Consider the following 26,408-nt stretch of genomic DNA (forward strand, 5'->3'; position numbering starts at 1 on the left):
CTGCCCCCCCGCACCCCAGCACCCCAGCCTTTTGCTATACAATATGACGGTTGTATTCTGCGACATTGGCATTGATCGAGCGCTATACCCTGCCCGAAATGGGCGAACTGTGGACAGACAGCTATAAATACAAAACCTGGCTTCAGGTTGAGATAGCTGTTTGCGAAGCCAAAGCGGAACTAGGTGAGATTCCGGCTGAGGCGGTTGAGGAAATTAAGGCAAAGGCGAATTTTAATCCCCAACGGATTGAAGAGATTGAGGCGGAGGTTCGCCATGATGTCATCGCCTTTCTCACCAACGTGAATGAATATGTGGGCGATGCGGGGCGTTATATTCATTTGGGTTTGACGAGTTCAGATGTGTTGGATACTGCCCTAGCCCTGCAACTCGTCGCCAGCTTGAATATTATCCTGGAACACGTAGAGCGGTTATGTCAAGCCATCCGCTATCAGGCTCAACAACACCGCTACACGGTGATGATCGGGCGTTCTCACGGAATTCACGCCGAACCGATTAGCTTTGGGTTTAAGTTGGCGGGTTGGTTAGCAGAAGTATTGCGGCACCGCGATCGCTTAGTGCGCCTGCGCCAGCAAATTTCTGTTGGCAAGATTTCCGGTGCTGTGGGAACTTATGCCAACATTAACCCCCGGATAGAAGCGATCGCCTGTTCCAAACTTGGACTTGACCCGGATACGGCTTCAACTCAGATAATATCACGCGATCGCCATGCTGACTTTGTGCAGCAGTTAGCACTGTTGACGGCATCCATTGAACGCTTTGCTGTAGAAATTCGCAATTTGCAAAGAACCGATGTCTTAGAAGTTGAGGAATACTTTTCTAAAGGACAAAAAGGTTCTTCGGCAATGCCGCACAAGCGTAACCCAATTCGTTCCGAACGACTAACAGGAATGGCGCGAATTGTCCGAGCTCATGGGGTTGCAGCACTAGAAAATGTCGCTCTTTGGCACGAACGAGATATTTCTCACAGTTCCGTCGAACGAGTGATTTTACCCGATGCTTGCATTTTGACGCATTTCATGCTTTCGGAAATTACCGACTTGGTAAAACACCTGTTGGTTTACCCCGAAAACATGAAACGAAACCTAAATCTTTACGGGGGTGTTATTTTTAGTCAGCGAGTCTTATTAACCCTTGTCGAAAAAGGCATGAATCGGGAAGACGCTTACAGCACCGTGCAGTCTTGCGCCCACGCTGCTTGGAATCAGCCTGAAGGCAACTTTCACAACCTGATTGCAAAGGATTCCCGCGTCACTAGTCGGCTAACGCCAGCAGAAATTGAGGCGTGTTTTGACCCACAATACCATTTCCAGCATCTAGAGGAGGTTTATCAACGTTTGGATATCTGAGGTTGTGCCCCATTAGCTAATAATATGTTGGGCAACCTTTTGGATTTCCTTGCTTAGGGGATGATTGGGATAGCGCAAGCAAAAGACATCACCGCTAGCTAACTGAATCATCTCCTCAGCTAAGGGCAGGATACCCGCCACGGTAGCTTTATAGGTTCTCTCCATATCTTGTTTCAAGGCTTTAAAATCTAAAGACGGAAGTGCTTTATTCACCATAAGTAAAAGCTTTGGCACCTGCAACTTCCGGGCAACTTCCACCGTGACTGCCGTACCCTGGAAATCTTGACGGTCTGGACGCAGGATAAGAAGCAGTGTATCAGAGATTGTAATCGATAGGAGAGTTTCTTCGTTAAGACCGGGGTGAGTGTCAATGAACAAATAATCTAACTTCAAGGCTTCAATCAGTTCCTCAAAGCCATCAATCAGCATATTCACATCGTACCCTTCCCGCAAAATGCGAGTAATCTCACCCATGCGGATACTCGACGGAATTAGGTGAATTTTGCTGTTGAGCTTGCGTTTTTCCCCCAGTACCCAACTCACATCATAAGCCGCATCCTCGATCGCACACCGACCCCACAAATAATCGTTCAGGGAATTTTGAATTTTATCCTCATCGAAACCGAAAAGGACGTGAATGCCTGGAGACTGGATATCGGTATCTACAATACCCACCCGATACCCCTCACGAGCAACCGTGGCAGCAAGATTTGCGGTTGAGTTCGACTTGCCAGTACCCCCACGGAATGAGTGGATCGAGACGATTTCTGACATATTTTACCTCTAGGATGTCGTTCTACTCGCTTCTTTTCGCCCCTCAGATGCCTAAGGGATAGGAGTTCGGTTCTGATTCAGAATAAAGCGCGATCGTGCTTCCCAATTCTATACCTTCGTTCGATCTGTTAAAATCTCATAGCCATCTGCTGTCACCAAGACTGTATGCTCAAACTGAGCCGATAATGCATTATCTACGGTAACTGCCGTCCAACGGTCAGATAGAATGCGTGTAACTTTAGAACCCGCATTGACAATCGGTTCAATCGCCAGCGTCATCCCAGCACGAAGCTTAACATTCGGCATTTCGCGGGTGCGGAAGTTAAACACTGAGGGTTCTTCATGCAAGTTCCGCCCCACACCATGACCGGTGAAATCTTCCACTACACTATAGCCATTTGCTTTAACATGATCTTCGATCGCACCGGCAATATCAAGTAAGTAGTTTCCTTCCTTCACCTGTTCGATACCCTTGTAGAGAGTTTCTTCTGCAACGCGAATTAACTTAGCGGCTGCGGGTTTAACGTCACCAACGGCGATAGTAATGCAGGAGTCGCCGTGGAAGCCTTCATAGCAAGCCCCGGTATCTACTTTCAGAACATCACCGACGCGAATCACCTTCTTGCGATTGGGAATACCGTGAACCACTTCGTTATTGATACTAGAGCAGATGGATGCCGGAAAGCCGTGATACCCTTTGAAACTGGGTATTGCTCCCATTTCGCGGATGCGTTTTTCGGCGTGAGCATCCAAGTCAGCCGTTGTCATTCCCGGCTCAACCATTTCGGAAATTTCTTTCAGTACTTTGGCGACAATCTGGGCTGCCTGCCGCATAATTTCAATTTCGCGCTCGGATTTGATTTCAACACCCCGACGTTTTTTGTTCTGACGGGAAGCTTGAGTCTGTTTGGGAAGCAAGTTGCTCAGAATATTCATAGATGGCTGTTAAATGGGTACTGACAATGGCGCTACGAAGTCGCTGATTTGAGTCCTTAAGGTCTTACTCCAATGTAAAATATCTTTTATATTTTAATGAACTCCGGCTTTCAACTGCGTTAATAGTAAAACATCACCCGATCGGGTGAATCAATCAGGTGAAGTCTCTTTACCGAATGAAACCTTATGATTAGTGTACAAACCACTGATTGAGTCTGTACCCCACTCCTTGACTCTCGTGGGGTATTTTTTTGGGCGCTCACATCTTGAACCATTAGCAAGATAGCCAGGACGCCCATTTGTCTCCTGCCCCTTCAGACAATCGGAAAACGTCTAGCTTAAACTACTGCGCTGCGATCGCAATTTCCCCCCTCATTCCAGCTTCTGAATGTCCTCGAATGGAACAATGAAGTTCGTAAGTTCCCGGTTTCATTGGTACAAATACCCATTCCGCCTCACCTCCGGGCTTCAGTTCCACTTCATGGATTGCGCCTTTGACTTCAAGTTTGCCGGATTCAACTTTCTGAGTCCAACTGGCATCAGCAAAGTCTTTAGAGGTGAAGTAGTGCTTTTGAGGACTGGGATTATTTAAAAGCAGTTTATAGCGTTTGCCAGCTACAAACTCCAATTTATCGGGAAAAAACTTGAGTTCATCAGTGCTATTGCCCAAGCTGACAGTAACCTCAGTAATGGGTTGAGCAGTAGCGGCGATGGCAGATGGAGTGATTCTCCCCAACCCAAAAATTATGCCTAGCACGAGCGTCAACCCTAGGTAAATCCATCGACGCTGACTCTTTTGTTTATCCATAGAGAAATTAAACCGTATCATTGAACATCTTTATCCCTACTCCCGTTCGGACTTCGGCGTGAGCGCGGCAACTGAGCCTGTCGAAGTTCAGTCGAACGCTGACGCTCACGGCAAAAGCCTACTCCCTATTCCCTACTCCTTGTCCCATTCCCAAAACTCGAATAAATTCCAAGGGTAATCCATCTGTATCAGCAATGAACGTGACTTCGTAAACGCGATCGCCAATAATTTGTTGAGTCGGTTCTAAGAGAACTTTCAAGGGCTGAAACTGCTCAGGGTTCTGACTTGCTGCTTCGGTAAAACGGTTTTGGAGAGACGTTAACCAACTTAGCAAATCAGTCGCTACCTCTGTAATGTCAAAGGAGAGGTGGTAATAGCCGACGTAATGCTCATCTCCAAAGGCATCGGGGGCGGGTTTAGGTTCAGGAATTTGGATCAATTCGATCCGTCCACCAATTCCCTCCATCCAGCAAGCGAGGGTGATTCCGGCGGTAAAGCGTTCAGAGATCGTAAATCCCAATTCTTCGTAGAATGCGATCGCGCGATGGATATTTGCCGTGCGAATCGAAGCGTGATGGAACATCTTGCCGTCTACTCAAACAATCGGAAGTAAGGATAGCGCACGGGGATACCGGGTTCTTTTTCCAAATCAAAATTAATCACGTCCCAGCACGGTTCTTGTGCTGGATCGGGGCTGAACTCAACCGGCAAGCCGTAGAGTCGGGGTTTCGCTGTCTCAGACTGCCCCCGCCAAGGTGTGCTGCGCTCCAAGTAGGCACTCACTAATTCTCGATAGCGGCTGGCAATGATTACCCTTGTCGCTCGATAGCCTTGGGTGTAGAGGCGATCGAGGGCTTCGTGAATCTCGAAGCGGATGCCATCAGGATGGGTGTGTTGACGATACCACTCCTCATTCCACCGACGCCAGTGACGCCCGGACTGTAAGTGAATCAGTTCTTCTGTTTTCGGATCTGCTTCAAAAGCACCATGCCGGGGACACAAATAAGTATCTGTCAATGTCAATGCCGGAATTAACTGACGGCAGTGAGGACATTGAATCTCAGAACCAAATATGGGGTACTGCAAGCTAGGGTTGATCATCAAATGCTACAGGGCGTCTTTCGGTGGGTGTGCTAGTACCTTTGGTTTCATTATAGGATACCGTCAGAGACACTCCTCGTGAAAGAGGATTGAGATAACAAATTTGGCAATAGCGCCTAGATATGATAACACTAGCCGGGGGCACGAAACTATTAGAGTGCGGGGCGCGATTGAGTTGAATCTGGATTTATTTTTTAGTTTCTTGCCGGAGCTTTGTGGTGAGAGTCTGGGAGTTTAAAAACAATCATGAATCATTTTAATCCGTCTTATTGGTCTCCCCCTGACCTTTCTCAAACTGCCTTTATCGCCCCTAATGCGGTGGTGATAGGTGAGGTGCAGTTAGCTACTGGAGTCAGTATCTGGTATGGTGCTGTCGTGCGGGGAGATGTAGAGCGTATCGAAATTGGCGATCGCACCAATATCCAAGATGGTGCCATTTTACACGGCGACCCAGGCAAGCCTACGATTTTAGAAGACCACGTTACCGTTGGACATCGGGCGGTGATTCATTCAGCTCATATCGAACGGGGTTGTCTGATTGGGATTGGTGCCGTGGTACTCGATGGTGTGCGTGTGGGATATGGCAGTATGGTTGGTGCTGGTGCTTTAGTCACAAAAGACGTTCCCCCCCTATCCCTAGTTGTCGGCGTTCCAGCTAGACGAGTCCGCGATATGTCAGAAACCGAGGCGGCTGAGTTAATCGAACACGCACGCCGCTATGAACAGCTTGCTCTCGTACACGCAGGCAAAGGAACCAACTTGGGGTTTACTCAACCCTCAGCGTAAGTGTTGAGAAAAAAAGGTTCCTCTGTATTGACCTATGGGGGTAAAATCTGATTAAAACGATAAATAATGAGAAAAGTTCAAAAAACTTCAAGAAGTAAGTGAGGGAGCTAAGACTATGGATTGGCGGTTAGTTGTCGTTTTGTTACCTATCATCCTGGCAGCAAGCTGGGCTTTATTCAATATCGGTGCTGCTGCTTTGAGACAAGTTCAGGCATTTCTGAATCGTTCCTAAGCAGTACTGAGCTTAGAGGGTAGGTAAGGGAGGTGATGGGACAAGGCTCGGCAATAGTTCCCTTGTCTCCGCTTCCCTCTATCTAACCTCCACTGTGCCTTGTGCCTTCACCGCAGGCAAGTTTACCATTGCTATAAGTTGGCTCTGTCGGTTTGACTAGTCCAGGAAACTCCGCTACGCACAGGATACTTAGTGTCGTCATAGAATTGGATGTATCGTTGATCCCAACCTCCATCGAGGGAACGGCAAAAATACCTCCAACATAGCTTTTAAGTTTTTCTTTCCGGGATAACGCATAGTGAAAGACAGCTCCGTCGGTCACACGCATTATATAGTTGTATCTCTCTGATGGTAGACTGCCATATTCCCCCTCAACGGCACGCTTCACCTCTCCAAAGTCATCGTTAAAGGTATTATCTTCAATAAAATAGGCAGCTTGGTAGCGGTTCATCTCACCAACAGCTCCTCTGTCTCTTTCTTTGTCCAGAAATGATGTTGCCATCAAGACTAAGGGAGGAGCGACAACGAACACTATCAATGCCAAGCATCCACAGCCGTATCCACGGTTAGTTTGAGGTGAATAGCTATTGCCTGAGATTGAGTGGCGATTTGGGCGAGGCAGGAGAGGAGCTTGCAGCGCCGAGAGTGCTTGACGTGCCGTGCTGAATCGTTTTTCGGGAGCGGGTTGGATGAGTTGTTCAATCCATTTGGCAAAATCGGGATTAATACTAACCCTATCCTTAAACTGGATTCGCATCCGACGCTGGGGCAAATTAGCCGGAGAAATACCCGTTAATAAGTGAATCAGAGTTGCCCCTAAAGCATAAAGATCGGAAGCTGCGACAGCTTTTCCCCATAGCTGTTCTGGCGGTGCATAACCACTAGTTCCCACCACGGTAAACGTAACGCCTTCTGCCTTGGCTCTGTCTTGAACGGCACCAAAATCAACGAGATAAATTTGGTTATTTTTTGCCAAAATCAAGTTACTAGGTTTGATGTCACGGTGAAGAATGGGTGGACTCAGCTCATGCAGGTAACTCAAAATTTTGAGAATGTCTTCGGCAAAATAGCGTACTTGCTGTTCTGTAAAAGGTTTGCCTTGCTCTAAAAGCTGTTTGAGAGAGTCACCGGGGATGTATTCCTGCACTAGGCAAAACCAAGGTAAGCCTGTCAGGGCGGCTTTACCAATATCCTGACAACCTAGGGAAGATGTCTGCAAACCCGCCCCTACATCGTCTACCGAGAAATAATCGAGATACTCAGGAATCTTGGGATGATTAATATTTTTGAGAACTTGGGCTTCCCGTTCAAACAGCTTCAAGTCATCCCACTGCATTTGGGGATTAAACGCTAGCAGTTTGACGATGACAGTTTTAGGAGGAGAGGATTCGATGTCAGTTGCAAGCCAGGTTTGACGACCCGCATTTTGCCCTAGCTGTCGAATCAGTTGATAGCGTTCTTTTAAAGTATCTTTGGCTTTTAGCATGATGAATTAATTTAGTTCTAGGTTTTTTATACGTCTGCCAACCACTCGTTAATTTCTTGAACGAGCCACTGACGTTCAGCTTGAGTTAATCCTTTAGTCAAACAATAGGTCTTAGCTTCCGTTTTTAAAAAAACCTTTTTAAGTGAAGGATTATCCCAGACCTCTTTAATCTCTGAAACTTGACCTTGGTAGTGGGAATTGATTCTCCCAAACTGTCTAAATTCAATAGAAAACTTATTTCTATCAAACTCAAGACAACAGTTGCTAAATACGGAGGCAGAGAAATGACTCTGCTCTATATCATCTGCCATTTTCACGAAATTCTCGCGTCCCCATATCCAAAACATGATTAAGCTTGCCATAGCCATACTAAAAAGAAATACCACAGCCAGAAAATCTTCAAAAAAGGAAAAAAGTAAGCCTACAGAAAAATCTTTAAAAGAGGAAAAGAGTAAGCCTACAGATGCTACAAATACTACTACTAAGGCTGGAATTAATAAACTTAGCACTAGCATTACAATTGCCAAGCTGAAAAAGGGAAGTAATTTTCCTGCCACTATGATGATACTTAGAAGAACGGATCTCCCCCGAAGAACGGATCTCCGCCGTCCAGGAATCTTAATACTTAACTGATGGGGAGATTTTTTAAGCTTTATTTGGCTATTAAACGGGGGTTTAACCGTTTCCAATGGATAGCTGATATGGCGACCCGTTTCAAGTGCTTCTAATGCTTGTGCAACTGTACTCAATCGCAGGTCAAGATCGGGTTCGGTGAGGGCTTCAATCCAGTTGAGGAATGTGGGATTAATACTGACGCGATCGCGAAATTGAATCCGTAGGTTATTCTGGGGTAACTCAGCCGGAGAAATGCCTGTTAATAAGTGAATTAAGGTAGCACCCAAGGCGTATAGATCAGACGCCGGAACCGCTTGTCCCCAAAACTGTTCGAGGGGTGCGTATCCAGTCGTGCCCACTACAGTAAACGTGACACCTTCAACCGCCGCACTATCTTGAACTGCACCAAAATCCACCAGATAAACCCGCTTGTCTTTTCCCAAAATAAGATTGCTGGGTTTGATATCCCGATGGAGGACGGGTGGATTTAATCCATGCAAATACGAGAGAATCTTCAATACTTGAGTGGCAATAGAACGCACCTGTACTTCGGTAAACCGCTTGCCAGAGTCTATTAGCTGTTGCAGGGAGTAACCTGGGATGTAATCCTGCACTAAGCCAAACCAGCACAACCCTGCACCTGTCTGTTTGTCTAGGGAAAAGTAATCACGATAGCGGGGAATACGGGGATGGTTGAGTTGTTTGAGGATAGAAGCTTCCCGTTCAAATAGCTTAAATTCTTCCCATTGCATCTGAGGACTAAACGCCAGCAGCTTCAGGGTTACGGGTTCGGCGGGTGAAGTTTGGATATCCTTTGCCAGCCAAGTTTGACGCCCCGCATTATTTCCCAACTGGCGTTGCAGTCGGTAACGTTCCTGTAAGACTTGTGCAGTTTGTAGCATTATTTACCTCAGACCGACACTCAGCGCTGTCTGCATACCTCTATGATGCTATAGTTCCAACGTCTTGGGTGTTATGCAGAGTTGAGTTAGCGATCGCACATCGCAACTGCGCCCTCTGCCTTGGGGTGAGAGCTTTCTGGGTATCTACTCCAAAAAAGTCTGCACGCACAGGTTTTTTTATGAAAGCAAAAAAGAAGATAAAACAACTCTTTCCCCTTTCGCCCAATAACAGGTCGTTATAGAGTTTAGAGTAAGGAGCAGAAGGTTATAGCTGAGGTTAGGATGGACCGAATACAGGCAGAACTTGAGGCAATTCGCTCTCAAATTGAGGCATTGCGCCGCGAACGGGATGCATTAATGGCGAAGGAGATACTGCCACAGAATGATTCACCAGAAGCAATCTCTGAAGCTTACCGCCGCCAAGCTAGGGAAGCGCCACAGGTATCGGCAGAAGTCGAGGGAATTGATAATGCGATCGCCGCACTACAGGCGCAGTTAGAGCAAAAACAGCTAGAGTTACAGCCGCGAGTGGAACGCAAGCAACCCCTGACACCGGAAGAGCAAATTGAGGCAACAGTCCAAGAGGCTTATGAGCGCGCCAATCGGATCAACGAACTGGCAGCGGAATTGGTGGAGGAACTGAGGGAATTAAAAGCGATCGCCCATGATTTGAGTCCGAGTTACTGGCAGTTGCATCACAAGCCCTTTGTAACGGGGTTTAAGGCGGCTTCGGTTCCTTACTTGCGATCGGATCATGGGGTTTTAATGATTTCTAAGATAGTGATTTGAGGGCTTGTTCTCTACTGGAACCGCATAATCTTAAGTTCTTTAGGTGCTAGGTCGTGCCGAACAAATGCCGCCCTACCTAACATTATTTTACCAAATATTTCGATATTTAGAGAGAGTAACGTTAGATTAAGTATCGAAAACTTCCTGGAGAGAGTGATGCCAACAACCCCTAATGCCATCAAATCATCTGTGTCGAAAGCGATCGTTGTTGGAGGTGGAATAGGTGGTTTGACCTTTGCCCGTGCCTGCCTTGATGTAGGAATTGAGGTGGAGTTATACGAGAAACGCCACCTAGATTCTATGTTGTCGGGACCCGGAGGAATTTTCATACAAAGAAATGCGATGCGCGTCTACAAACTCCTCTGGGACGGAAAAATCTACAATCGTTTCTACGAACAGGGAGGCAAGATTCTCAAAGGTGGATTTTTCAGCAAAGACGGGACTCCCCTTTACATCAACACGCCTGGGTTTGTTGGAGAAGACGACTTAGGTGTGTGCCTTCTGCGACCTGAACTGCAGCAGATTCTCTACGAATCCTTACCTGCAGGAACTGTACGGACGGGTATTGCCTTCGAGCATTTTGAAGATACGGGGGATGGCGTGCGAGTCTTTTTCAATGATGGCAGCATTGCAGAAGGTGATATTTTAGTGGGAGCTGATGGACTCTACTCAAAAGTGCGTGCTCGTCTCAACGATCGGGAGCAGTTAGAGCAACCAATCTACAGTGGAATGTGTTGCTGGCGGGGATATTTCAACCGTTCAAATCTACCCCTTGATGATCGCTATAGCTGGGGGGAATTTTGGGGTCAGGGAAACCGCTTTGGGTACTTTGATGTGGGGGGAGGTCGGTTTGGTTTTTACGCCTTTAAGAATACTGAATCTGGGGGGAATGACGACGCGGTAGGAGGTTCTTTAAAGGTAATGCGATCGCTCTTTTCAGACTATGCTGACCCAGTACCCGCTATCATCGAATCTCTCGATCAATATAATATCTACCGAGATGATATCCTTGATCGCCAACCCCTTAGTCGAGAGTGGGGACGAGGGCAGGTTACGCTAATCGGAGATGCTGCACACCCCGTCCAACCCAATCTAGGACAGGGCGGCTGTATGGCGGTGGAAGATGCTTTTGAGTTAGTTAAGGGACTGTTGACTAACGAAACAAATTATGACCAAGTGCCAACGCTACTGCGTCAATTCGAGAACAGTCGCAGCAATCGAGTTACTCGTGTCTTCAATATCTCCCGTCAGGTTGGCAATCTCGGACAAGCTGACACTGCCTTCGGCTGCTTCCTGCGCAATTGGATCTACAAACTTACTCCAACCTGGTTAGCTGACTGGCAGTTTAGATGGTTGTTTGATTACCAACCCGAATGGAATTCTTACTTGTCACGAGACTAAGTTGCATAAAAATTCCAAGTCTTATCCCTCTTCTGTCACTTCCCGAAATTCACTAATTTAAGCGAGGAATGCGATCGCACGTTGGGAAAGATAGACGTGATCGCATCTATCCACACTGAAGCGCGATCGCACTTTAGGAAAGATAGACCCGATCGCATCCACTGAAACGGCAAGCGCGATCGCTCTGGTGTATATAGTGGACTTAGAGCAAAAGAATTATTCAGATAGAGTCCATGTCCACCTATAACGAAGTACTCAGTCAAGTTCAAAGCCTTACCTCTGATGAGCAACTGCGCCTGTTGGAAGAATTAGCAGCGCTGGTTCGTCAGAAGGTAACATCGGAGCATCAACGTCACCTTCTCCAATTACAAGGGGTAAGTAAAGACAAATGGTGGGGATTTTTGCCTAAGCGCGTGGATGCTTTAGAGTTTCAGAAGTCACTCAGGCAAGAATGGGGTGAATAATAGTTATCTACTGGATACAAACATCCTGATTTATTACTTTAACGATGACCCAACCGTGCAGCCTATTTTTGAGGAAATTCTAGCTTCTGTATATTGGACTTAGGGCAAGAGCATTACAAGAGAAAGTGTATGTCTACTTATCATGAAGTACGTCGTCTAGCTGAAAACCTTACTCCTGATGAGCAAATGCGGCTGATAGAAGAATTGTTCAGCTTAATTCGTCAACAACTTACGCTGACACCTAAGCCCAAACGTAGCATCCTGGAGTTGCGAGGGTTAGGTAAAGAAATCTGGAATGGCATTGATGCTCAAGAATATGTCAATCAGGAACGAGACTCATGGAATGGATAGCCCAGTTACAGGGGCAAGTAGTCGGTTTGGATAGTGCGCCGCTGATTTACTTTATAGAAGAAAATCCGGCTTACTTGGAGATGACTGACGCTTTCTTTGAGGCGATGGTGCACGGGGAGTTAAGGGTTGTAACCTCGGTGATAACTTTGTTAGAAGTGCTAGTTTATCCTCTGCGACAAGGGAACAGTATACTAGCTCAACAATATCGTGACATCCTATCGGATGAAGAAGGTTTGACAACCATCGAAGTTTCTCCAGCTATTGCTGAAATCGCTGCACAGCTCCGGGCAACTTACAATTTGAGAACGCCTGATGCAATTCAAATGGCTACAGCAATTCGCCAAGGTGCTTCGTTTTTTTTGACTAATGATTCACGTTTACCTTCTTTACCTGGGTTGGAAGTGTTGGTGTTAGAGGAACTGAGGGCTTGATTTTAGGCAGGTGTGATCACATTTTGGGAAAGATAGACGCGATAGCGTGAAGCGAAGCTATAGCGAGGAACGAGCGTCAGCGCTGCTGCGTTGGCGTAGCCTCTCCGCAAGGAGAAGCCCAGATCGCATCCACCGATATTGCAAACGCGATCGCACTTTGAAGAAGATAGGCGCGTGAAGCGAAGCTATTGCGTTAGCGAATCGCATACACCGACACAGGAACGCGATCGCACGTTGGGTAAAGATAGACGCGATAGCGTGAAGCGAAGCTATAGCGAGGAACGAGCGTCAGCGCTGCTGCGTTCGCCCTTGGCGTCTCCCCTTGGGAGAAGCGCAGATCGCATCCACTCAAACGGCAAGCGCGATCGCGCTAAAATAGCAGCAGGTTAATCCGAAGCTGATTTTAGTATGCCAATTACATTGCCACCGGAACTGGAACAGTTTATCAAAAATCAGCTTGCTAGCGGCAAGTATGCCTCCATTGATGAAGTCTTTTTAGCAGGTATTAAGCTGCTACAAGAACGAGAAAATCTTTATCAAGGACGGTTTGAAGAATTACGTCGTGAGGTTATGGTGGGGGTTGAAGAGGCTGAACGAGGCGAATTGTTGGATGCAGAAACCGTCATAATTGGACTGCAAGAAAAATTGCAACAGCGTCGCGCTTAGGCTAATTGATGAGCAATTTTTGCCGAATTACACCGACAGCAAGCCGAGATATAGAGAGTATTATGGACTATCTCGCTGAGAGAGGAAGTATTGAAACGGCAGAGCGTTTTCTTGAGAAGATCGACACGAAGTTCAAAATGCTAGCTCAGTTCCCTCGAATAGGACGCAAACGAGATGAACTCTATCCTGGCTTGCGGAGTGTATCGTTAGAAGATTACCTGATTTTTTATCGTCTGGTTTCAAACGGAATCGAGGTGATGCGGGTGGTGGGCGGTTATCGCGATCTCGAAGCGCTATTTGTGGAAGATGAAGACTGAGCGATCGCACTTTGGGAAACAGAGACGCGATCGCATCCGTCGACACTCCGAAGCCGAGTTCACTTTGGGGAAGATAGGCGCGATCGCATCCACTGAGGCACAAAGGCGATCGCACTCCCGCACTTTTCTCCAAACAAACGTAGGTTGGGTTGAGCATTAGCGAAACCCAACACCAAGTCAATCTACTAACCCTACTATCAATTCATTCATTCCCAATCCCTTCAACAAAGGGAATCTCCTCGCCTTCACCCCAGCAGCGATCGTATAAACTATCTCGGATATAACGATGAAAACTGGAAAATTCCCAATCTCTGGGAGTTCGCACCAAGCCATGTTTCACTGGGTTGTAGTGAATGTACTCCACATGCTGGGTGAAATCTGTCTCATCCCGAATGAGGTGTTCCCAAAATCGCTGCTGCCAAACAGCCTGTTCCTTTTTTCGTTGCCTGGATGCAGACGGTTGTTGTTTGTATTTGGGATGACAGCGACGGCTAAATTCGCTTTTAATCAATCGCCAACGGGTGGAAAAGTCACAGTCACCTTCGGGTAATGTCCAAATGCAATGCAAATGGTCTGGTAGCAACACGAAGGCGTCGATTGTAAATGGATGGTTGGCTTTGACAGAGCGAAAAATCTCTCGAAGTAAGGGAACATTATCGGGTTCACACAAAATCTTGCGCCGTTTGTGAGTTACTAGGGTGAAAAAGTAGGTGCCCCCTTCTATTTTTGCCCGACGATATTGCATGGCGTTGTTAACCTCGTAGGTTGGGTTGAGCGATAGTGAAACCCAACTCCAACCAGCTTATCCAGCCATTAAGTTTCTCCAACACCGTAAAATTCCGGATTTGTTGGGTTACTCGACGCTGCGGCAACCCCTACGAGGAACAGGAACGCTGCGGGAACGTGCCTCTCGAGTTAGCAACTGTAGGTTGGGTAGAGCGTAAGCGTTGCCCAACGCCGTTCAAGCTATGAAATCATCCACTGATAAAAAACCCAAATGCTTTGGAAATGTTGGGTTTCGTGCCTCAACCCAACCTACAAGATGGCGATCGCACCTTGGGAAAGATAGACGCGATCGCATAGACGATACTGCAAAGGCGATCGCATACATGATACTCCAAAGGCGATCGCACATTAGAGAAGATAGACGCGATCGCACTGTGGGGTGTTACCAAATTGGTTCAAGATTTAGAACAAATCCAGGTAGAACATCTTCCCCTGATAAACTAGCAGGAGACTCAAGCACCTCAACTTCTTGACCTTGCCGATAAATTTCCACTTGTCGAGTTCTCCGATTAATTAACCAACCCAGACGAATACCATTCTCTAAATATTCCTTCATTTTTGCCTGAGTTTCTGTAAAGCTATCACTTGGAGAAAGTAACTCAACTACAAAATCAGGGCAAAGAGGAGCAAATTTCGTTTGTTGTTCGGGAGTCAGAGCATTCCAGCGTTCCAATTTTACCCAAGAAGCATCAGGAGAACGATCTGCACCATTCGGTAGTTTAAAACCTCCAGAGGAATCAAAAACTTTACCCAGTTGAGTTTGCTCATTCCAAATCCAGATTTGAGCAGTTAGTCCAGCATTACGGTTACTGGTTTCTCCCCCCGTAGGTGGCATAATAATTAATTCTCCCGTAGCTGTGCGTTCAAATCTCAGCGTTTCGTTATCCTGACAGAGTTGATAAAATTGCTCGTCTGTAAGTGTTAGGGATTGGAGATTGATGGTTAGGGTGGTCATTTCAAGCTTTAACCCCAAGTGGATACATTACTAATTTAAGCGAGGAATGCGATCGCATTCACTGACACGCCAAAGGCGATCGCACTTCAGACTTCATCAGCTAGGCGAACATCAAGCGACCTTTAGGCTCAGGAATCGGACGCCCTAACTCCTCGGCAGTCTCAATCCACTCCTGCATAATAACTTCTACATTTTGCAGTGCTTCTTGATAAGTTTCGCCATCAGCAGCACAACCAGGTAACTCTGGTACTTCAGCAATAAATGCTTTGTCTTCTTCGCTCCAGTAGAGAATAATTTCATAGCGAATCATCATCTTGACCTCCTAGCTGGTACTTGAGAATCACGGCACGGACTTGCTTAACTTGATAGGCTTTAGCTTGTGAGCCTTTGGGTTGCAAATTCACAATTTCTTCTATGCTTTCCTTGGTGAAGATATGGTGACTGCCGCGAATCCGTTCTTCAAATCCGAGTTTGCGTAAAAGTTGGCACATCTGGGCAAACGGGATGTTTGAGTCAGAAGTGCCACTTAGGATTTTAGCCAGCAGTTTGTCTTGTTGACTCACGTTCTGCTCTTTGTGTGGTGTTCTTTATAGTCACATTTTTCCTCAACGCGATCACACCTTGGGAAAAATAGACGCGATCGCATCCAATGACACTGCAAGCGTGATCACATCCATTGGCATAGAAAGGCAATCGCCATGTGTATATGTTAGACTCAGCTTTAATAATTTTAGGATAAAGTAAATGTTTATTCTTGATGAAACACGCCCATTGATAAACCCAATGAGAGCTAACAGCGCGAACATATACTGGAACAACTTATATACATCTGCATGTACCCTAGGAAGTCCTTTCCCTGGAGTCACCTGTACTACTACATATGACCCGAACCTTGACGCCCTAATCTACGGGGAAGGGAATCTATTAGCGAGTATTTTTGAAGTAAATCCAGCCATATTAATAATTGATGACTGGCAAAGTCCTAATGCCTTTGCCTATTGGGGAATGACTGCTTCTGGATTCTATGGAACAATCTACTTGGGTATCAGACTCCTGCGCGATGAACTTTTTAGTATGGATAAGGGGTTTTTAGCTGTTGTAGGAATCATGGCGCATGAGTTCGCTCATATTCTCCAGTGGAGAAATCAATCGCGGCTTGTCGGAAAGTACAGAGAATTGCACGCTGACTTTCTGGCAGGATACTACTTCGGATTCAAAAACTGCATCCCCCATCGAGAGCTTTGTGCTTTTGCAAGAAGCCTATTTGAAAAGGGTGATTACAACTTTTGGAACCCCGATCATCATGGTACGCCTCAAGAGCGAGTTGATGCGATGATGATGGGCTACAGTAGTGGAAAGCTTGAAGTACCAATTAATCAAGCCTACATGAAAGGCGATGAGATGGTTTGTGGTTTTTAGAGGTACTAAATAGAGTTATTGAAAGCCTTAGATTCCTCTAACCAGCCTTGCCAAATTAGTTAAAGATTAGACCTCTTGCATAAATGCTAAAACAACGGCTGAAAGTATTGGTTTTGCGTAGCAAAATTCGACTTTTGCAAGAGGTCTATTGGTCATCTAAATGATAGAGACGTTCCGGCGGAACGTCTCTACAACATCTCTAAAGGGGTTTCAGTTACCGACTATTCTATCCCCTCAATCCGGTCTTCAACCTCCTGATACAACTCGCGCAACATCTGTAAATTACTCTCACTCGTCTCCCAATAACCCCGTCCATTCACTTCCAGCAACGTCGAAACCACCTTGCGGAAGGAATGAGGATTTAGGTTCATCAACCGCTTCCGCATTTCTTCATCCTGGATAAACGTGGCATTCGTATCCTCGTAAATCCAGTTATCGACAGCACCTGCTGTTGCAGACCAACCCATGGTATTCACTAACCGCTTCGAGAGTTCCCGGACTCCCTCATAGCCGTGACTCAGCATTCCCTCGTACCACTTGGGATTGAGTAGCTTCGTCCGCGCATCTAGGCGCACGGTTTCTGAAAGCGTGCGGACTTGGGCATTTGCCGTAGTGGTATCGGCAATGTAAGATGCTGGCATCTTGCCATCTTCTCGCAGAGTCGCAACTATCTTCGTGGGGTCAGAGTCGAAGTAGTGGGATACATCGGTGAGACTAATCTCCGAGGAATCCAGATTTTGGAAGGTAACATCGGCAGTTTTCAGCGCCGTCTCAAAAATCTGGCGATTCTGTTCCATCGTGCCTGGGCTATCCGAGGTGAAAGCAAAGGACTTCCGCGCCAAGTACATATCCTGTAACTCAGATTCGCTTTCCCAAGTGCTGTTTTCTACTGCCAAATTGACATTAGAGGAGTAGGAACCGGACGCATTGGAGAAGACACGAGTGGCAGCTTGCCGCAAATTAATCCCCATTTCCGCCGCCTGTTGCATGGCGTGTTTGCGGACAAAGTTCATTTCAGCAGGTTCCTCTGCCTCTGCTGCCATTTTCACGGCTTGGTCGAGGAGGTTCATCTGGTTGATGAACAAGTCGCGGAAGACGCCGGAACAGTTGATTACCACGTCAATCCGAGGACGCCCTAACTCTTCTAAGGGAAGCAGTTCCAACTTATTCACCCGTCCCAAGGCATCGGGTACTGGCTTAACCCCAACCATCCACATAATTTGCGCCAGGGATTCCCCGTAGGTTTTGATATTATCGGTTCCCCAGAGAACACAGGCAATGGTTTCGGGGTATTTCCCACCATTATCGACTTTTTGGCGTTCCAACAGTCGGTCTACCACAATTTTTGCCGATTTTACCGCTGCTGTGGTGGGAATCGATTGGGGGTCGAGGGCGTGGATGTTCTTCCCTGTGGGCAATACATCCGGGTTGCGGATCGGATCGCCGCCGGGACCGGGGATGACGTATTCCCCTTCCAACGCTTGCAGCATCGCACCCAGTTCGTTATCGGCGACAATTTGCTGGAGGCAGAATTCCAGGTACTCGAACAGGGGTTTAAGTGCTTGGGCGTCAACTTTGGTGTAATCTAACTGGTGCAACGCTTCAATCCAAGGCTCTTTTTTACCCATATTCAGGAAATTGAGCTTGGAAACCTTGGAAACTCGCCCTTCAGCATCGGTTTGGGCTTTCACTAAAGCACCGACGGCATCACGGGTTGCTAGGGTAATATCTTGCAGCAACTGCACGTCTGCTAAGACACCTTTATCGTTGTTGGTGTAAATTTCATCAATATCCCGCCCGATGCTATTGGCGATAATCCGAGGTAAACTCAGTATTTCCTCTTCAGGGCGGTCAAGGGCAGCAATATTGACTAAAGTTGCGATCGCTTCTTCTGCTGTCGGCGGTTTCCCAATAACGTGCAACCCACAGGGTAAAAGCCTCGATTCAATCTCCATCAGCTTTTTATACACCAAGCCGACTAGGGTATCCCGTTCCTCAGAGGTCATGTCCTTGGCATCTAGGAAAGAGGGCGGGTTTACTTCATTGGCTTGTTTACCCGCAGGATTATTGGTTAAACCCGCCCCTACAAGTGCGGGGATATCTTTATCTAGATTCACCATCCGGCACTTATCCATGATCGTATTCACAATCGGGATACCGCGACCCGTTTCTTTTAGGGTTTGGTAAGACCCAATCAACTCACTCAATTCCTTTAACCCCTTATACAACCCAGCATTTTCTGCGGGTGGGGTGAGGTAGGAAATTGTCTCGGCATAGCTGCGGCGCTTGGCAATGGTTGCCTCACTGGGATTATTTGCCGCGTAATAGTAAAGATTGGGAATTGAACCAATTAAGTTATCCGGGTAGCAGTCCCCTGACATTCCCATCTGCTTACCGGGCATGAATTCCAGAGACCCGTGGGTGCCGAAGTGCAGCACAGCATCCGCTTGCCAAAGATGTTCTAAGTAAGTGTAATATGCCGCAAACCCATGATGAGGACTCGCAGACCGGGAAAATAACAACCGCATTGGGTCGCCTTCATACCCAAAGGTAGGCTGCACCCCAATAAACACATTTCCGAATTGCTTACCATAAATGAGTAAGTTTTGTCCATCACTATTCAGATGTCCTGGCGGTGGACCCCAATTTTCTTCTAAACGGGTGGAGTAGGGGGTAAACCGTTCGTATTCCATCACCGACATCCGGTAGGCAATATTTAATTCCGGAGTGGCATACTGCGCCTGGGCGTCGTGGATGACTTCTTGCATCAGCGCCTCAGCAGACTCTGGCAAGTTGGGGACATCATAACCGTTATGCTTCAGGGCTTCCAGTACCTTATAAATAGACCCGAAGACATCTAGATAGGCAGCGCTACCGACATTTCCTTTATCCGGTGGGAAGCTGAAGACGGTAATGGCAACTTTTTTCTCTAGTTTCGGCTTGCGGCGCAGGTTCGCCCATTTCAGCGCCCGATGCGTAATGGCTTCAATCCGATCCTGAAGTGCGATCGCTTTCCCGGTCGTGCCATCCCGTCCTGATAAAATAATCGGTTCAATGGCACCATCCAATTCGGGAATCGCAATCTGCAACGCCACCTGAATCGGGTGCAGTCCCAAATCACTGCCTTCCCACTCCTCAGTGGTTTGGAACACCAAGGGCAGGGCTACCATATAGGGGCGATTCAGGCGCTTCAGGGAGTCTATCGCTTTGGGATGGTCTTGCCGTGCGGGTCCTCCTACCAGAGCAAATCCTGTCAGAGATACTACCGTATCCACGAGGGTAATTTTCCCTTTTTCCCCCTTAGCCGCAGGGATATCGTAGAAAAAGGCATCTACGGGTTTGGAGAAATCCAGCCCCCCAGCAAATACCGGGATTGCCCGTGCGCCCATGGCTTCGAGTTCTTGTACCATTGCCACGTAATGGGCATCATCCCCGGTAACTAGGTGAGTGCGCTGCAACACTAAACCCACGCAGGGGGCAAAGGGGTCTTTCAAATCTTCAGAAATATCCTGACGGCTATTGTACCAGTTGAGATACTCCTTAACATCCTCAAACATTTTCGGTGCTAGAGGGTGCCAGATGCCCATATCTGGGTAAACCACCGGATCTTTGAATTTCAGGTGTCTACCCTTGAGGACATACTTATCCGCCAGCATCAGCAGGAAGTTCTCCAAGTTATCGGAGGAACCCCCTAGCCAATACTGAAAACTTAGCATAAAGTTGCGGGCATCCTGGGCTTTATCCAAGGGCATATACTTCAGGACTTTAGGCAGCGTCTGCAACAGTTTCAGCATCCCATCTTGGAAGGATGACCCAGACTTCTCTTTACGCTTCTTCATGAACTGGGCGATCGCACTCTTAGACTGTCCCAGTTGCGCCATGGAGAAGCTACCCAGCTTATTGAGGCGCATCACCTGGGGCATGGAGGGGAAGACAACCGCTGCATCTAAGCGATCGCGATGGGGTTGGACTGCGGCTACAACTTTATCTGCTAGGTCTTCAATGAAGATCAGAGAAGCGATAAAGATATTCGCTTCGGCAATATCCCGCTTAAATGCTTCGTAGTTCTCGGTATCGCGGAGTTCTTCAATTAAGTAGCCACTCATTTCAATCGCTAAATCCGGCTGATTCTGATTAATCGAACGAACAGCGGCGGATAAAGCACTCTGGTACTGTGGCTCTAGCACGACATAGACCACCTTAAGCAAATGACGATTATTCAGGTCATCGGGGGTAATGCGGCGAATGGTGGACTTGACGTGAGTGAACATGCGGTAAGGCTCCTTCTGATGCTTGTTCTCTTCTCATCGGTAGGGTTCCAGGGAAGGTTCGGTTGGCTCTATCCTGGAACAATTCGTTACTTTTAGGGCAACTTAAGTGGTTTTACCAGAAAATGCTGACCTACGGAGCGTTTCAGCTCTTATTTGACACAATTTGATAGGAAATGACCTAATTTTGTTTACATTTTTTTACATTTATTGATGTTTTCGCTCTCAATATTATTTACAAAAATTTGTATTTAGTCTAGGGCTTGCCAAATAAGCCTTTTGGCTGTCATGCTTTACAGACCTGTTAAAATCCTAAATCAACGGTAGCTAGATTTCAAAATAACAAATGCGATCGCTACCGGAATCAAACCCGCCACAATACCCCCCAAAAACGCTGAGGTGAGGAAGAAAGGGACATCAGTAGCAGGGGGAAACTGCTCAATTAAAACAGCAGCAGCCATTAAACTAATTACCAGTCCACTCGTCGCCACTGCTACCGTCCGATTCAAGACGCGATCGCTCCGAGTTTGTTCGATTTCGGTAATTCCGCCAATCGTGCGAATTAAATTTTCCAATAACCTCAAACCAGGACGGAGGTTTGCGCAATCTATCTCGACTTGTTGCAGATATTTTTCATCAGCTAATTCGCTGAAGTTGCCGAGGGGTTTCAAATAGCCATTCGCTTCTCGCTCGATTTTGTACCACCATTTTTTATAATTTTCTATATTCACTCGAATAGTATGAGAGTGAAACTCCAAATCATTTAAATTTACCGCATACTCTGATAAAATAGACAGAGACTTTGTTAAGATAATCTGCCAAGTTTCCAAATTTAACCTTGGGGACTGAATTAGGTTCGTTAACTCCCGAACTTTGACAGTTAACTCTCTAATCTCAAGAAACTGATTTTTGAGATTGGTAGTCAGCCGACGACTCTGCCAATATGCCCACACAACCTTATGGCGATAACTAAACAAGCGCGTTAAATCTAAATAAACATCGTCAACCTTTTCTCGGATTTCAGCGACTTTCTTACCCGCCGGAAACAAGCAAATGAGAATATGGTAATTTTCGGAACTAAATAGCTCCCAGTCTTGATTCCAATTTTCCGGCGAGTGCCAATACTCAAATATTCTGGCTCCTAACAACCTTCCCTGTTCCTTAAAGGTAGGTTTCCAGTTAGAATTTGGGGTAAGGTGTTGGTAGCATTCTTTGGCTAGCTGTCTAGGGTCTTGATTCGTATCTGCTATCTGAACAGAAACTACCCAGGTTTGCCCAATAGTTCCCTGCCCTTCTAGGGCAATTTCTGATCGCTCCAGAGTTTGATTGATTTTGGAAACAATGAGTTGCTTTAGAGTTCGCAAATTATCCAGTGTTTTAGTTTCCTCATTTCGTTGCTGAGTACTGACATCTTTATACTCACCCGAACAATTCAGTTGAAGGGCATAGATATCCCCCAATTGCAGGGCACAATAGTAGCCATCGATAGGGGGTTCAAAAGACTTGTTAGCCAGTTGGACGTAATCGGCTTCTGAACTTTCTAGTGCCTCCAATTCGGCTAATTGCTTTTCGTCCAAATCACGGTCAATTTTTTGCCAAAATCCCTGGCGGTTGCGCTGAATTTCGCCGGGATATTCACCTAAACCGTCACGTAGGTCGTAGAGAAACAAATCAAGGGTAGGATAAATTAGGGGGGTAGATTTATTCATTATAGGTAAAAGCAAGGACTCAATCCCGCCCCCGATGGGGCGCTCATGAAGGAGGCTAGGGGGGTAGATAATTCTGGTTGACTGACAAAACTTGTGAGCAGATACCCAAAAAGCCCTCGCCCTCTCGGAGAGGGGTTGGGGGTAAGATCGCTAAACTTTTGTCTTTTCAGTCTGCCCACCTACGCAGCAAATTAGCATAACTTTTCGAGATTAAATCAAATTCTACTGTCTTCCCTTCTTTGGCAAAAATAGACCGACGCGCCGTATCTAAATCGAACAAAATTTCTCGCGCATTCGGATCACGCACCAAACTCTGCACCCAACCCACAGCCGCTAACCTTACACCGTCTGTCACAGATTCGACTTGATGTAAACTTGAAGAGGGGTAAACGATCGCTGAACCCGCCTCAAGTTTGTAAGTGCGATCGCCATCACTGCATTCAATGACTAACTCGCCCCCTTCATAAGTGGCAGGATAACTAAGAAATAAGGTAAAGGACACATCCGATCGCCAAAATTCGCGATCGCCCATGAAAGCATTATCAACGTGCCTACCGTAAGACATCCCTATTTCGTAGCGGTTAAATAGCAGAGAATGAATTATTTTAGGCTGAACGGCACTTTGAAATAAAGGATTGCGTTTGAAAGCCGCTTTCACAAGTTCTCGCAAATCCTTAGCACAGGTTGAACTGCCCTGAAGCTGCTTATTGTTTTTACTAAACTTGGCGTGCCAGCCTGCTGTCGTTTTGCCGTCTACAAAATCAGCCCTATCCAAACTGTCAGCAATACAGTTGAGTTCCTCTGGTGTCAGAACATTGTCAATCGCAAAAATCATGGCAGAACGTTGAGTAAGGGCTTTTAATCCTAAAGGTTATTGACCAAATTTATAATTCATGGAGAAAACTATAATTTACCCCTATTGTTTATTTTTATGCAAATCTTTCTCAATTACCGTATAGTTAAAGACGGTCTAATTCAATCCTAAGGGTTTAAATTTCGATTGAGGAGTGTCAAAATGCATTCAAAAACCATTCAATTATTTTTGGCGTTAACTTTGGCAGCCACTGTGGGAGCCTGTAACGGAGCCACTGAAGGTGACGAAGGCGGTGAAGTGGAAGAAACTCTCCCCCAAACCGAGCAGCCTCAAGATAGTCAAGTTGAGCAAGCTGAAGAAGCTGAAGAAGCTGAAGAAGGCGAGGAAGTTGAAGGTGATGAAGCTGAGGAAGGCGGTGAAGGCGGTGAAGGCGGCGAAGGCGGTTAATTGCCCAGTCGAGTTACTTTAGTTAACTCGGGTAGGGGCAAACTATCGTTAAAAGATAGTTTGCCCCTACAAATAAAAAGATGAATGATGAATTATTGCCAGCTTCAGGCTTGAAGGCGATCAAAATAGCACCGACGGCGTAATGCCTGCCGTAGCAAAACTTGATACTCCTGTTCCCCAATCGTGCAGGCACCGAAGCGAGCTAAGTGGGGATTCATGAGTTGAGCATCAAATAAGACAAAGCCGCGCGATCGCAACCGCTCTACTAATCTTACCATTGCCACCTTTGACCCTTCAGGAATCCGGTAGAACATGGATTCCCCAATAAACGCTCCGCCTATAACAATGCCTAAAATTCCGCCTGCGAGTTCATTACCCTGCCACGTTTCAAAACTATACGCCCAACCCGCTTCGTAAAGCGCCCAGTAAATTTCTTGAAGTTCTGGAGAAATCCAAGTCGTTTCGCGGTTAGCACAACCGGCAACCACAGCTTTGAAGTCCCGGTTGATAGCCGTGCTAAAGCGTTCCTGATTTAAAATGCGACGTAGGGATTTAGGATAGCGAAACCGATTGTCTAGAGGAACTATCGTTCGCTGAGGGCTAGAATACCATCCTAAATAGTCGGTTTCATCTGCCATCAAGAAGTAGCCTTGGGCATACCCTTGAATCAGCATCGAAATGTCAATTTCCATAGAGCTCGCACCGGAGTCCCTCATATATATTATGGGACAGCTAGACTCTAATCAGGCACTCCACCTGTGAATCCAAATCGTAGATTCTCCTTCTCAAACCTCTAATACAGACGACTCAGGACATAATCAGCCAAATCGACCAAGGCTTTAGAAGACTCTGAGGGCTTGAGTGGGGTCAGGTTTTCTACAGCAATCCGAGCGTGGTAAGCGGCTAGTTCCCGCGATCGCTCAATACCCTTACTCTTCTCAACCAGTTCCAAGGCTTGATTGATATCATCGGGTTGGGCAAACTCCCGCTCAATCAGCACTTCCAGATAGGGTTTCTCTTCTAAGGCATAGAGTACTGGGGCAGTCAGATTGCCACTAATTAAATCTGACCCGGCTGGCTTACCCAAAACTTCTGTCGAAGCGGTGAAGTCTAATATATCATCGACGATCTGGAATGCCAACCCGAGGTGACATCCGTAGGTATACAAATTTTCTGCCACCTCTACTGAGACGCTACTCAACAAACCGGCTGCCTTGGAACTGTTGGCAATTAGGGATGCTGTTTTGTTGTAGGTCTTCTCCAGATAGGTTTCAATAGTGCTGCTAGTATCAAATCGATTCAGCCCTTGCTGAATTTCCCCTTCTGCCATATCCTTTATGACCTGTGACAGTAGCTTTACCACCTCTAAGTTATTAAGATTAGCAAGATACCAAGCCGACTGACCGAATAGAAAATCTCCAGCGAGTACGGCTATGCGATTGTTGAACAAGCTATTGACAGTGGGGACGTTTCGACGTACTTCTGATTCGTCAACAACGTCGTCATGCACCAGAGAAGCCGTGTGAATCATCTCTGTAATTTCAGCCAAACGTCTGTGACGTGGAGTGATATCCCTATCCAACATGGTTGCCCGCGAAATCAAAAGGACGACGGCTGGTCTGACCCGCTTGCCGCCAGCACCGAACAAATGTTCTGCTGCTGCATACAGGATAGGGTGACGGGCACCCACCAAGTTTTTTAGATTTTCGGTCAGCAGATAAAGATCTGCTTCCACAGGCTCAAAAAGGGATGTTACTGAGGTCATGGATCGGGCGACTCAGGCGTTAGGTTACGAAAGTTTACATATCTGTCCTTAATTTTAAGCGAAGCGTCCCCAGTAGGGGAATGGTGTTTGACTAACATTAGAGCTGGCAAGAGGAAAAAAATTGTATCGACTTATTAACTCTCTGAGAAAATTGGTGTAAATCCCCCGGCTTCTTGTGTTAAGCTAACTATTAAGGGTTTCAAAAAATTAATAGATTAATTGATTCTGAGATGGTAGGGAAAGCGTAGACTGACCGAGAGGTTGATGCGCATTTGGGTAGGCAGTGATAGCCTATCGACTTGTTTTCATGGCTTGGCTATTTGGCTAAGTCGTACTGTTTGTCATACATAATCGATTGCTTTCTGCTCCAAAGAGTGTCTGGCAAGACCTAATAAAAATTAGGTTAGTGCTGGCATGACTGTAAAAGTCATGAAGAAGCTAATTCACCAGCAGCTTCCACTGACAACAGCAACCTCAACCAGCGAGCGGGCTTGAGAGGACTGTTGCCAGAACGGGTATTGGAATTTCTTTTTCCCCTTTTGTCCATCCATATGATTTACACTGATATGCCTGTGATTATTCCTGCTCTAGCCAGTATTTATTTGTTAACGATTTACCTTCTGTTGATACTAGCGCAAAGGACGATCAAGAGTTCGCTATACCTGGCTGACTCTTTCACCGATGCTTATGCTCCTTACGTGTCAACAGAGTCTACCTCTTCTGAGGATGATGTGGAACCTTCTCAAGCTCAAGCTGTTCGAGAAGCAAGTAGCCTGCGTTAGCTAAGGTATGTAAATTGGAAATCGGGAGGATGGGTTG

General features: G+C 46.6%; 33 protein-coding genes. 15 read left to right on the forward strand and 18 right to left on the reverse strand.

The window, feature by feature from the left end; all coding sequences use genetic code 11:
• Window positions 1-71: 71 nt before the first annotated feature.
• A complete protein-coding gene (gene purB / locus IQ257_RS12145) occupies window positions 72-1,367 on the forward strand; it encodes an adenylosuccinate lyase (protein WP_193875887.1) in 1,296 nt (431 codons plus the stop codon).
• Between the two features lie 12 nt (window positions 1,368-1,379).
• Here the strand turns inward: purB and IQ257_RS12150 are convergent, their stop codons facing one another.
• The 5 genes from IQ257_RS12150 to IQ257_RS12170 form a co-directional block, all read right to left on the reverse strand.
• A complete protein-coding gene (locus tag IQ257_RS12150) occupies window positions 1,380-2,141 on the reverse strand; it encodes a MinD/ParA family ATP-binding protein (protein ID WP_193875885.1) in 762 nt (253 codons plus the stop codon).
• Between the two features lie 108 nt (window positions 2,142-2,249).
• Entirely contained in the window at window positions 2,250-3,077 is an 828-nt protein-coding gene (gene map, locus IQ257_RS12155) for a type I methionyl aminopeptidase (protein WP_193875883.1), read from the reverse strand.
• Between the two features lie 343 nt (window positions 3,078-3,420).
• Entirely contained in the window at window positions 3,421-3,885 is a 465-nt protein-coding gene (locus IQ257_RS12160) for a cupredoxin domain-containing protein (protein WP_228060653.1), read from the reverse strand.
• A gap of 118 nt (window positions 3,886-4,003) precedes the next feature.
• Window positions 4,004-4,468, reverse strand: coding sequence for a VOC family protein (locus IQ257_RS12165; protein WP_193875879.1), 465 nt, complete (start codon window positions 4,466-4,468; stop codon window positions 4,004-4,006).
• A gap of 8 nt (window positions 4,469-4,476) precedes the next feature.
• Window positions 4,477-4,986 carry a TIGR02652 family protein gene (locus IQ257_RS12170; RefSeq protein WP_193875877.1) on the reverse strand — a complete coding sequence of 170 codons (510 nt, stop codon included), beginning with the start codon at window positions 4,984-4,986 and terminating at the stop codon, window positions 4,477-4,479.
• Window positions 4,987-5,232: 246 nt separating this feature from the next.
• Here IQ257_RS12170 and IQ257_RS12175 point away from each other — a divergent pair, with 246 nt between their 5' ends.
• Window positions 5,233-5,772, forward strand: coding sequence for a gamma carbonic anhydrase family protein (locus IQ257_RS12175; protein WP_193875876.1), 540 nt, complete (start codon window positions 5,233-5,235; stop codon window positions 5,770-5,772).
• Between the two features lie 115 nt (window positions 5,773-5,887).
• Window positions 5,888-6,004, forward strand: a complete 117-nt coding sequence (locus IQ257_RS12180; protein ID WP_193875874.1) for a photosystem II protein Y — start codon at window positions 5,888-5,890, stop codon at window positions 6,002-6,004.
• An 82-nt stretch (window positions 6,005-6,086) separates the two neighbouring features.
• Here the strand turns inward: IQ257_RS12180 and IQ257_RS12185 are convergent, their stop codons facing one another.
• The 3 genes from IQ257_RS12185 to IQ257_RS30745 are packed head-to-tail and all read right to left on the reverse strand — an operon-like array spanning window position 6,087 to window position 9,176.
• Window positions 6,087-7,490 carry a protein kinase domain-containing protein gene (locus tag IQ257_RS12185; RefSeq protein ID WP_193875872.1) on the reverse strand — a complete coding sequence of 468 codons (1,404 nt, stop codon included), beginning with the start codon at window positions 7,488-7,490 and terminating at the stop codon, window positions 6,087-6,089.
• Window positions 7,491-7,516: 26 nt separating this feature from the next.
• The gene (locus tag IQ257_RS12190) at window positions 7,517-9,007 is read right to left on the reverse strand and encodes a serine/threonine protein kinase (RefSeq protein ID WP_193875870.1); all 1,491 of its coding nucleotides are present in this window, start codon (window positions 9,005-9,007) and stop codon (window positions 7,517-7,519) included.
• Window positions 9,008-9,047: 40 nt separating this feature from the next.
• Window positions 9,048-9,176, reverse strand: coding sequence for a hypothetical protein (locus IQ257_RS30745; protein WP_265584511.1), 129 nt, complete (start codon window positions 9,174-9,176; stop codon window positions 9,048-9,050).
• Window positions 9,177-9,289: 113 nt separating this feature from the next.
• Here IQ257_RS30745 and IQ257_RS12195 point away from each other — a divergent pair, with 113 nt between their 5' ends.
• The 8 genes from IQ257_RS12195 (at window position 9,290) to IQ257_RS12230 (ending at window position 13,426) form a co-directional block, all read left to right on the forward strand.
• On the forward strand, window positions 9,290-9,796 hold the full coding sequence (locus IQ257_RS12195; RefSeq protein WP_193875868.1) for a hypothetical protein: 507 nt from the start codon (window positions 9,290-9,292) through the stop codon (window positions 9,794-9,796).
• Window positions 9,797-9,952: 156 nt separating this feature from the next.
• Window positions 9,953-11,197 carry an FAD-dependent monooxygenase gene (locus IQ257_RS12200; RefSeq protein ID WP_193875866.1) on the forward strand — a complete coding sequence of 415 codons (1,245 nt, stop codon included), beginning with the start codon at window positions 9,953-9,955 and terminating at the stop codon, window positions 11,195-11,197.
• Window positions 11,198-11,430: 233 nt separating this feature from the next.
• Window positions 11,431-11,661, forward strand: coding sequence for a hypothetical protein (locus tag IQ257_RS12205; protein WP_193875864.1), 231 nt, complete (start codon window positions 11,431-11,433; stop codon window positions 11,659-11,661).
• A gap of 129 nt (window positions 11,662-11,790) precedes the next feature.
• Entirely contained in the window at window positions 11,791-12,012 is a 222-nt protein-coding gene (locus IQ257_RS12210) for a hypothetical protein (protein ID WP_193875862.1), read from the forward strand.
• Window positions 12,000-12,443, forward strand: coding sequence for a type II toxin-antitoxin system VapC family toxin (locus IQ257_RS12215; protein WP_193875860.1), 444 nt, complete (start codon window positions 12,000-12,002; stop codon window positions 12,441-12,443). Before IQ257_RS12210 ends, IQ257_RS12215 begins: the two co-directional genes overlap by 13 nt.
• Before the next feature lie 174 nt (window positions 12,444-12,617).
• On the forward strand, window positions 12,618-12,833 hold the full coding sequence (locus tag IQ257_RS12220) for a hypothetical protein (protein ID WP_193875858.1): 216 nt from the start codon (window positions 12,618-12,620) through the stop codon (window positions 12,831-12,833).
• 18 nt (window positions 12,834-12,851) lie between these two features.
• Window positions 12,852-13,109, forward strand: a complete 258-nt coding sequence (locus tag IQ257_RS12225) for a type II toxin-antitoxin system ParD family antitoxin (RefSeq protein WP_193875856.1) — start codon at window positions 12,852-12,854, stop codon at window positions 13,107-13,109.
• An 8-nt stretch (window positions 13,110-13,117) separates the two neighbouring features.
• On the forward strand, window positions 13,118-13,426 hold the full coding sequence (locus IQ257_RS12230) for a type II toxin-antitoxin system RelE/ParE family toxin (RefSeq protein ID WP_193875854.1): 309 nt from the start codon (window positions 13,118-13,120) through the stop codon (window positions 13,424-13,426).
• A 202-nt stretch (window positions 13,427-13,628) separates the two neighbouring features.
• Here the strand turns inward: IQ257_RS12230 and IQ257_RS12235 are convergent, their stop codons facing one another.
• Window positions 13,629-14,171 (reverse strand): REP-associated tyrosine transposase, encoded by a 543-nt coding sequence (locus IQ257_RS12235; RefSeq protein WP_193875852.1) that lies wholly within the window; start codon window positions 14,169-14,171, stop codon window positions 13,629-13,631.
• A 25-nt stretch (window positions 14,172-14,196) separates the two neighbouring features.
• Here IQ257_RS12235 and IQ257_RS12240 point away from each other — a divergent pair, with 25 nt between their 5' ends.
• Complete coding sequence (locus tag IQ257_RS12240; RefSeq protein ID WP_193875850.1) at window positions 14,197-14,370, forward strand: hypothetical protein; 174 nt, start codon at window positions 14,197-14,199, stop codon at window positions 14,368-14,370.
• 81 nt (window positions 14,371-14,451) lie between these two features.
• On the opposite strand, the gene IQ257_RS12245 is transcribed toward IQ257_RS12240, so the two are convergent.
• From IQ257_RS12245 to IQ257_RS12260, 4 genes are all read right to left on the reverse strand, one after another.
• A complete protein-coding gene (locus tag IQ257_RS12245) occupies window positions 14,452-14,601 on the reverse strand; it encodes a hypothetical protein (protein ID WP_193875848.1) in 150 nt (49 codons plus the stop codon).
• Window positions 14,595-15,167 (reverse strand): Uma2 family endonuclease, encoded by a 573-nt coding sequence (locus IQ257_RS12250; RefSeq protein WP_193875846.1) that lies wholly within the window; start codon window positions 15,165-15,167, stop codon window positions 14,595-14,597. Before IQ257_RS12250 ends, IQ257_RS12245 begins: the two co-directional genes overlap by 7 nt.
• A gap of 100 nt (window positions 15,168-15,267) precedes the next feature.
• Window positions 15,268-15,480 carry a type II toxin-antitoxin system HicB family antitoxin gene (locus IQ257_RS12255; RefSeq protein WP_193875845.1) on the reverse strand — a complete coding sequence of 71 codons (213 nt, stop codon included), beginning with the start codon at window positions 15,478-15,480 and terminating at the stop codon, window positions 15,268-15,270.
• Window positions 15,464-15,730 carry a type II toxin-antitoxin system HicA family toxin gene (locus tag IQ257_RS12260; RefSeq protein ID WP_193875843.1) on the reverse strand — a complete coding sequence of 89 codons (267 nt, stop codon included), beginning with the start codon at window positions 15,728-15,730 and terminating at the stop codon, window positions 15,464-15,466. Before IQ257_RS12260 ends, IQ257_RS12255 begins: the two co-directional genes overlap by 17 nt.
• 181 nt (window positions 15,731-15,911) lie before the next feature.
• On the opposite strand from IQ257_RS12260, the gene IQ257_RS12265 reads away from it, so the two are divergent.
• On the forward strand, window positions 15,912-16,586 hold the full coding sequence (locus tag IQ257_RS12265; protein WP_193875841.1) for a hypothetical protein: 675 nt from the start codon (window positions 15,912-15,914) through the stop codon (window positions 16,584-16,586).
• Window positions 16,587-16,807: 221 nt separating this feature from the next.
• Here the strand turns inward: IQ257_RS12265 and IQ257_RS12270 are convergent, their stop codons facing one another.
• The 3 genes from IQ257_RS12270 to IQ257_RS12280 all read right to left on the reverse strand — a co-directional run bounded on the left by IQ257_RS12270 (window position 16,808) and on the right by IQ257_RS12280 (window position 23,398).
• Window positions 16,808-20,857 carry a magnesium chelatase subunit H gene (locus IQ257_RS12270; protein ID WP_193875839.1) on the reverse strand — a complete coding sequence of 1,350 codons (4,050 nt, stop codon included), beginning with the start codon at window positions 20,855-20,857 and terminating at the stop codon, window positions 16,808-16,810.
• A 314-nt stretch (window positions 20,858-21,171) separates the two neighbouring features.
• A complete protein-coding gene (locus IQ257_RS12275; protein ID WP_193875837.1) occupies window positions 21,172-22,563 on the reverse strand; it encodes a hypothetical protein in 1,392 nt (463 codons plus the stop codon).
• A 166-nt stretch (window positions 22,564-22,729) separates the two neighbouring features.
• Window positions 22,730-23,398, reverse strand: a complete 669-nt coding sequence (locus IQ257_RS12280) for a Fe2+-dependent dioxygenase (protein ID WP_193875835.1) — start codon at window positions 23,396-23,398, stop codon at window positions 22,730-22,732.
• Between the two features lie 180 nt (window positions 23,399-23,578).
• Here IQ257_RS12280 and IQ257_RS12285 point away from each other — a divergent pair, with 180 nt between their 5' ends.
• A complete protein-coding gene (locus IQ257_RS12285; RefSeq protein ID WP_193875833.1) occupies window positions 23,579-23,824 on the forward strand; it encodes a hypothetical protein in 246 nt (81 codons plus the stop codon).
• Between the two features lie 104 nt (window positions 23,825-23,928).
• On the opposite strand, the gene aat is transcribed toward IQ257_RS12285, so the two are convergent.
• Window positions 23,929-24,516, reverse strand: a complete 588-nt coding sequence (gene aat, locus IQ257_RS12290; protein WP_193875831.1) for a leucyl/phenylalanyl-tRNA--protein transferase — start codon at window positions 24,514-24,516, stop codon at window positions 23,929-23,931.
• A 101-nt stretch (window positions 24,517-24,617) separates the two neighbouring features.
• The gene (sds, locus tag IQ257_RS12295) at window positions 24,618-25,589 is read right to left on the reverse strand and encodes a solanesyl diphosphate synthase (RefSeq protein ID WP_193875829.1); all 972 of its coding nucleotides are present in this window, start codon (window positions 25,587-25,589) and stop codon (window positions 24,618-24,620) included.
• A gap of 551 nt (window positions 25,590-26,140) precedes the next feature.
• Here sds and IQ257_RS12300 point away from each other — a divergent pair.
• The gene (locus IQ257_RS12300; protein ID WP_193875827.1) at window positions 26,141-26,371 is read left to right on the forward strand and encodes a hypothetical protein; all 231 of its coding nucleotides are present in this window, start codon (window positions 26,141-26,143) and stop codon (window positions 26,369-26,371) included.
• Window positions 26,372-26,408 lie beyond the last annotated feature (37 nt).

It is taken from the genome of Coleofasciculus sp. LEGE 07092, from assembly GCF_015207375.1.
Classification (GTDB): Bacteria; Cyanobacteriota; Cyanobacteriia; order Cyanobacteriales; family Coleofasciculaceae; genus LEGE-07092.

Bases quoted from the DNA above. Each gene is read 5' to 3' on its own strand.
- IQ257_RS12150 (WP_193875885.1), bottom strand. From the start codon at position 2,141: ATGTCAGAAATCGTCTCGATCCACTCATTCCGTGGGGGTACTGGCAAG.
- map (WP_193875883.1), bottom strand. From the start codon at position 3,077: ATGAATATTCTGAGCAACTTGCTTCCCAAACAGACTCAAGCTTCCCGT.
- IQ257_RS12160 (WP_228060653.1), bottom strand. From the start codon at position 3,885: ATGGATAAACAAAAGAGTCAGCGTCGATGGATTTACCTAGGGTTGACG.
- IQ257_RS12165 (WP_193875879.1), bottom strand. From the start codon at position 4,468: ATGTTCCATCACGCTTCGATTCGCACGGCAAATATCCATCGCGCGATC.
- IQ257_RS12170 (WP_193875877.1), bottom strand. From the start codon at position 4,986: ATGATCAACCCTAGCTTGCAGTACCCCATATTTGGTTCTGAGATTCAA.
- IQ257_RS12175 (WP_193875876.1), top strand. From the start codon at position 5,233: ATGAATCATTTTAATCCGTCTTATTGGTCTCCCCCTGACCTTTCTCAA.
- IQ257_RS12180 (WP_193875874.1), top strand. From the start codon at position 5,888: ATGGATTGGCGGTTAGTTGTCGTTTTGTTACCTATCATCCTGGCAGCA.
- IQ257_RS12185 (WP_193875872.1), bottom strand. From the start codon at position 7,490: ATGCTAAAAGCCAAAGATACTTTAAAAGAACGCTATCAACTGATTCGA.
- IQ257_RS12190 (WP_193875870.1), bottom strand. From the start codon at position 9,007: ATGCTACAAACTGCACAAGTCTTACAGGAACGTTACCGACTGCAACGC.
- IQ257_RS12195 (WP_193875868.1), top strand. From the start codon at position 9,290: ATGGACCGAATACAGGCAGAACTTGAGGCAATTCGCTCTCAAATTGAG.
- IQ257_RS12200 (WP_193875866.1), top strand. From the start codon at position 9,953: ATGCCAACAACCCCTAATGCCATCAAATCATCTGTGTCGAAAGCGATC.
- IQ257_RS12205 (WP_193875864.1), top strand. From the start codon at position 11,431: ATGTCCACCTATAACGAAGTACTCAGTCAAGTTCAAAGCCTTACCTCT.
- IQ257_RS12210 (WP_193875862.1), top strand. From the start codon at position 11,791: ATGTCTACTTATCATGAAGTACGTCGTCTAGCTGAAAACCTTACTCCT.
- IQ257_RS12215 (WP_193875860.1), top strand. From the start codon at position 12,000: ATGGAATGGATAGCCCAGTTACAGGGGCAAGTAGTCGGTTTGGATAGT.
- IQ257_RS12225 (WP_193875856.1), top strand. From the start codon at position 12,852: ATGCCAATTACATTGCCACCGGAACTGGAACAGTTTATCAAAAATCAG.
- IQ257_RS12230 (WP_193875854.1), top strand. From the start codon at position 13,118: ATGAGCAATTTTTGCCGAATTACACCGACAGCAAGCCGAGATATAGAG.
- IQ257_RS12235 (WP_193875852.1), bottom strand. From the start codon at position 14,171: ATGCAATATCGTCGGGCAAAAATAGAAGGGGGCACCTACTTTTTCACC.
- IQ257_RS12250 (WP_193875846.1), bottom strand. From the start codon at position 15,167: ATGACCACCCTAACCATCAATCTCCAATCCCTAACACTTACAGACGAG.
- IQ257_RS12255 (WP_193875845.1), bottom strand. From the start codon at position 15,480: ATGATGATTCGCTATGAAATTATTCTCTACTGGAGCGAAGAAGACAAA.
- IQ257_RS12265 (WP_193875841.1), top strand. From the start codon at position 15,912: ATGTTTATTCTTGATGAAACACGCCCATTGATAAACCCAATGAGAGCT.
- IQ257_RS12270 (WP_193875839.1), bottom strand. From the start codon at position 20,857: ATGTTCACTCACGTCAAGTCCACCATTCGCCGCATTACCCCCGATGAC.
- IQ257_RS12275 (WP_193875837.1), bottom strand. From the start codon at position 22,563: ATGAATAAATCTACCCCCCTAATTTATCCTACCCTTGATTTGTTTCTC.
- IQ257_RS12280 (WP_193875835.1), bottom strand. From the start codon at position 23,398: ATGATTTTTGCGATTGACAATGTTCTGACACCAGAGGAACTCAACTGT.
- IQ257_RS12285 (WP_193875833.1), top strand. From the start codon at position 23,579: ATGCATTCAAAAACCATTCAATTATTTTTGGCGTTAACTTTGGCAGCC.
- aat (WP_193875831.1), bottom strand. From the start codon at position 24,516: ATGGAAATTGACATTTCGATGCTGATTCAAGGGTATGCCCAAGGCTAC.
- sds (WP_193875829.1), bottom strand. From the start codon at position 25,589: ATGACCTCAGTAACATCCCTTTTTGAGCCTGTGGAAGCAGATCTTTAT.
- IQ257_RS12300 (WP_193875827.1), top strand. From the start codon at position 26,141: ATGATTTACACTGATATGCCTGTGATTATTCCTGCTCTAGCCAGTATT.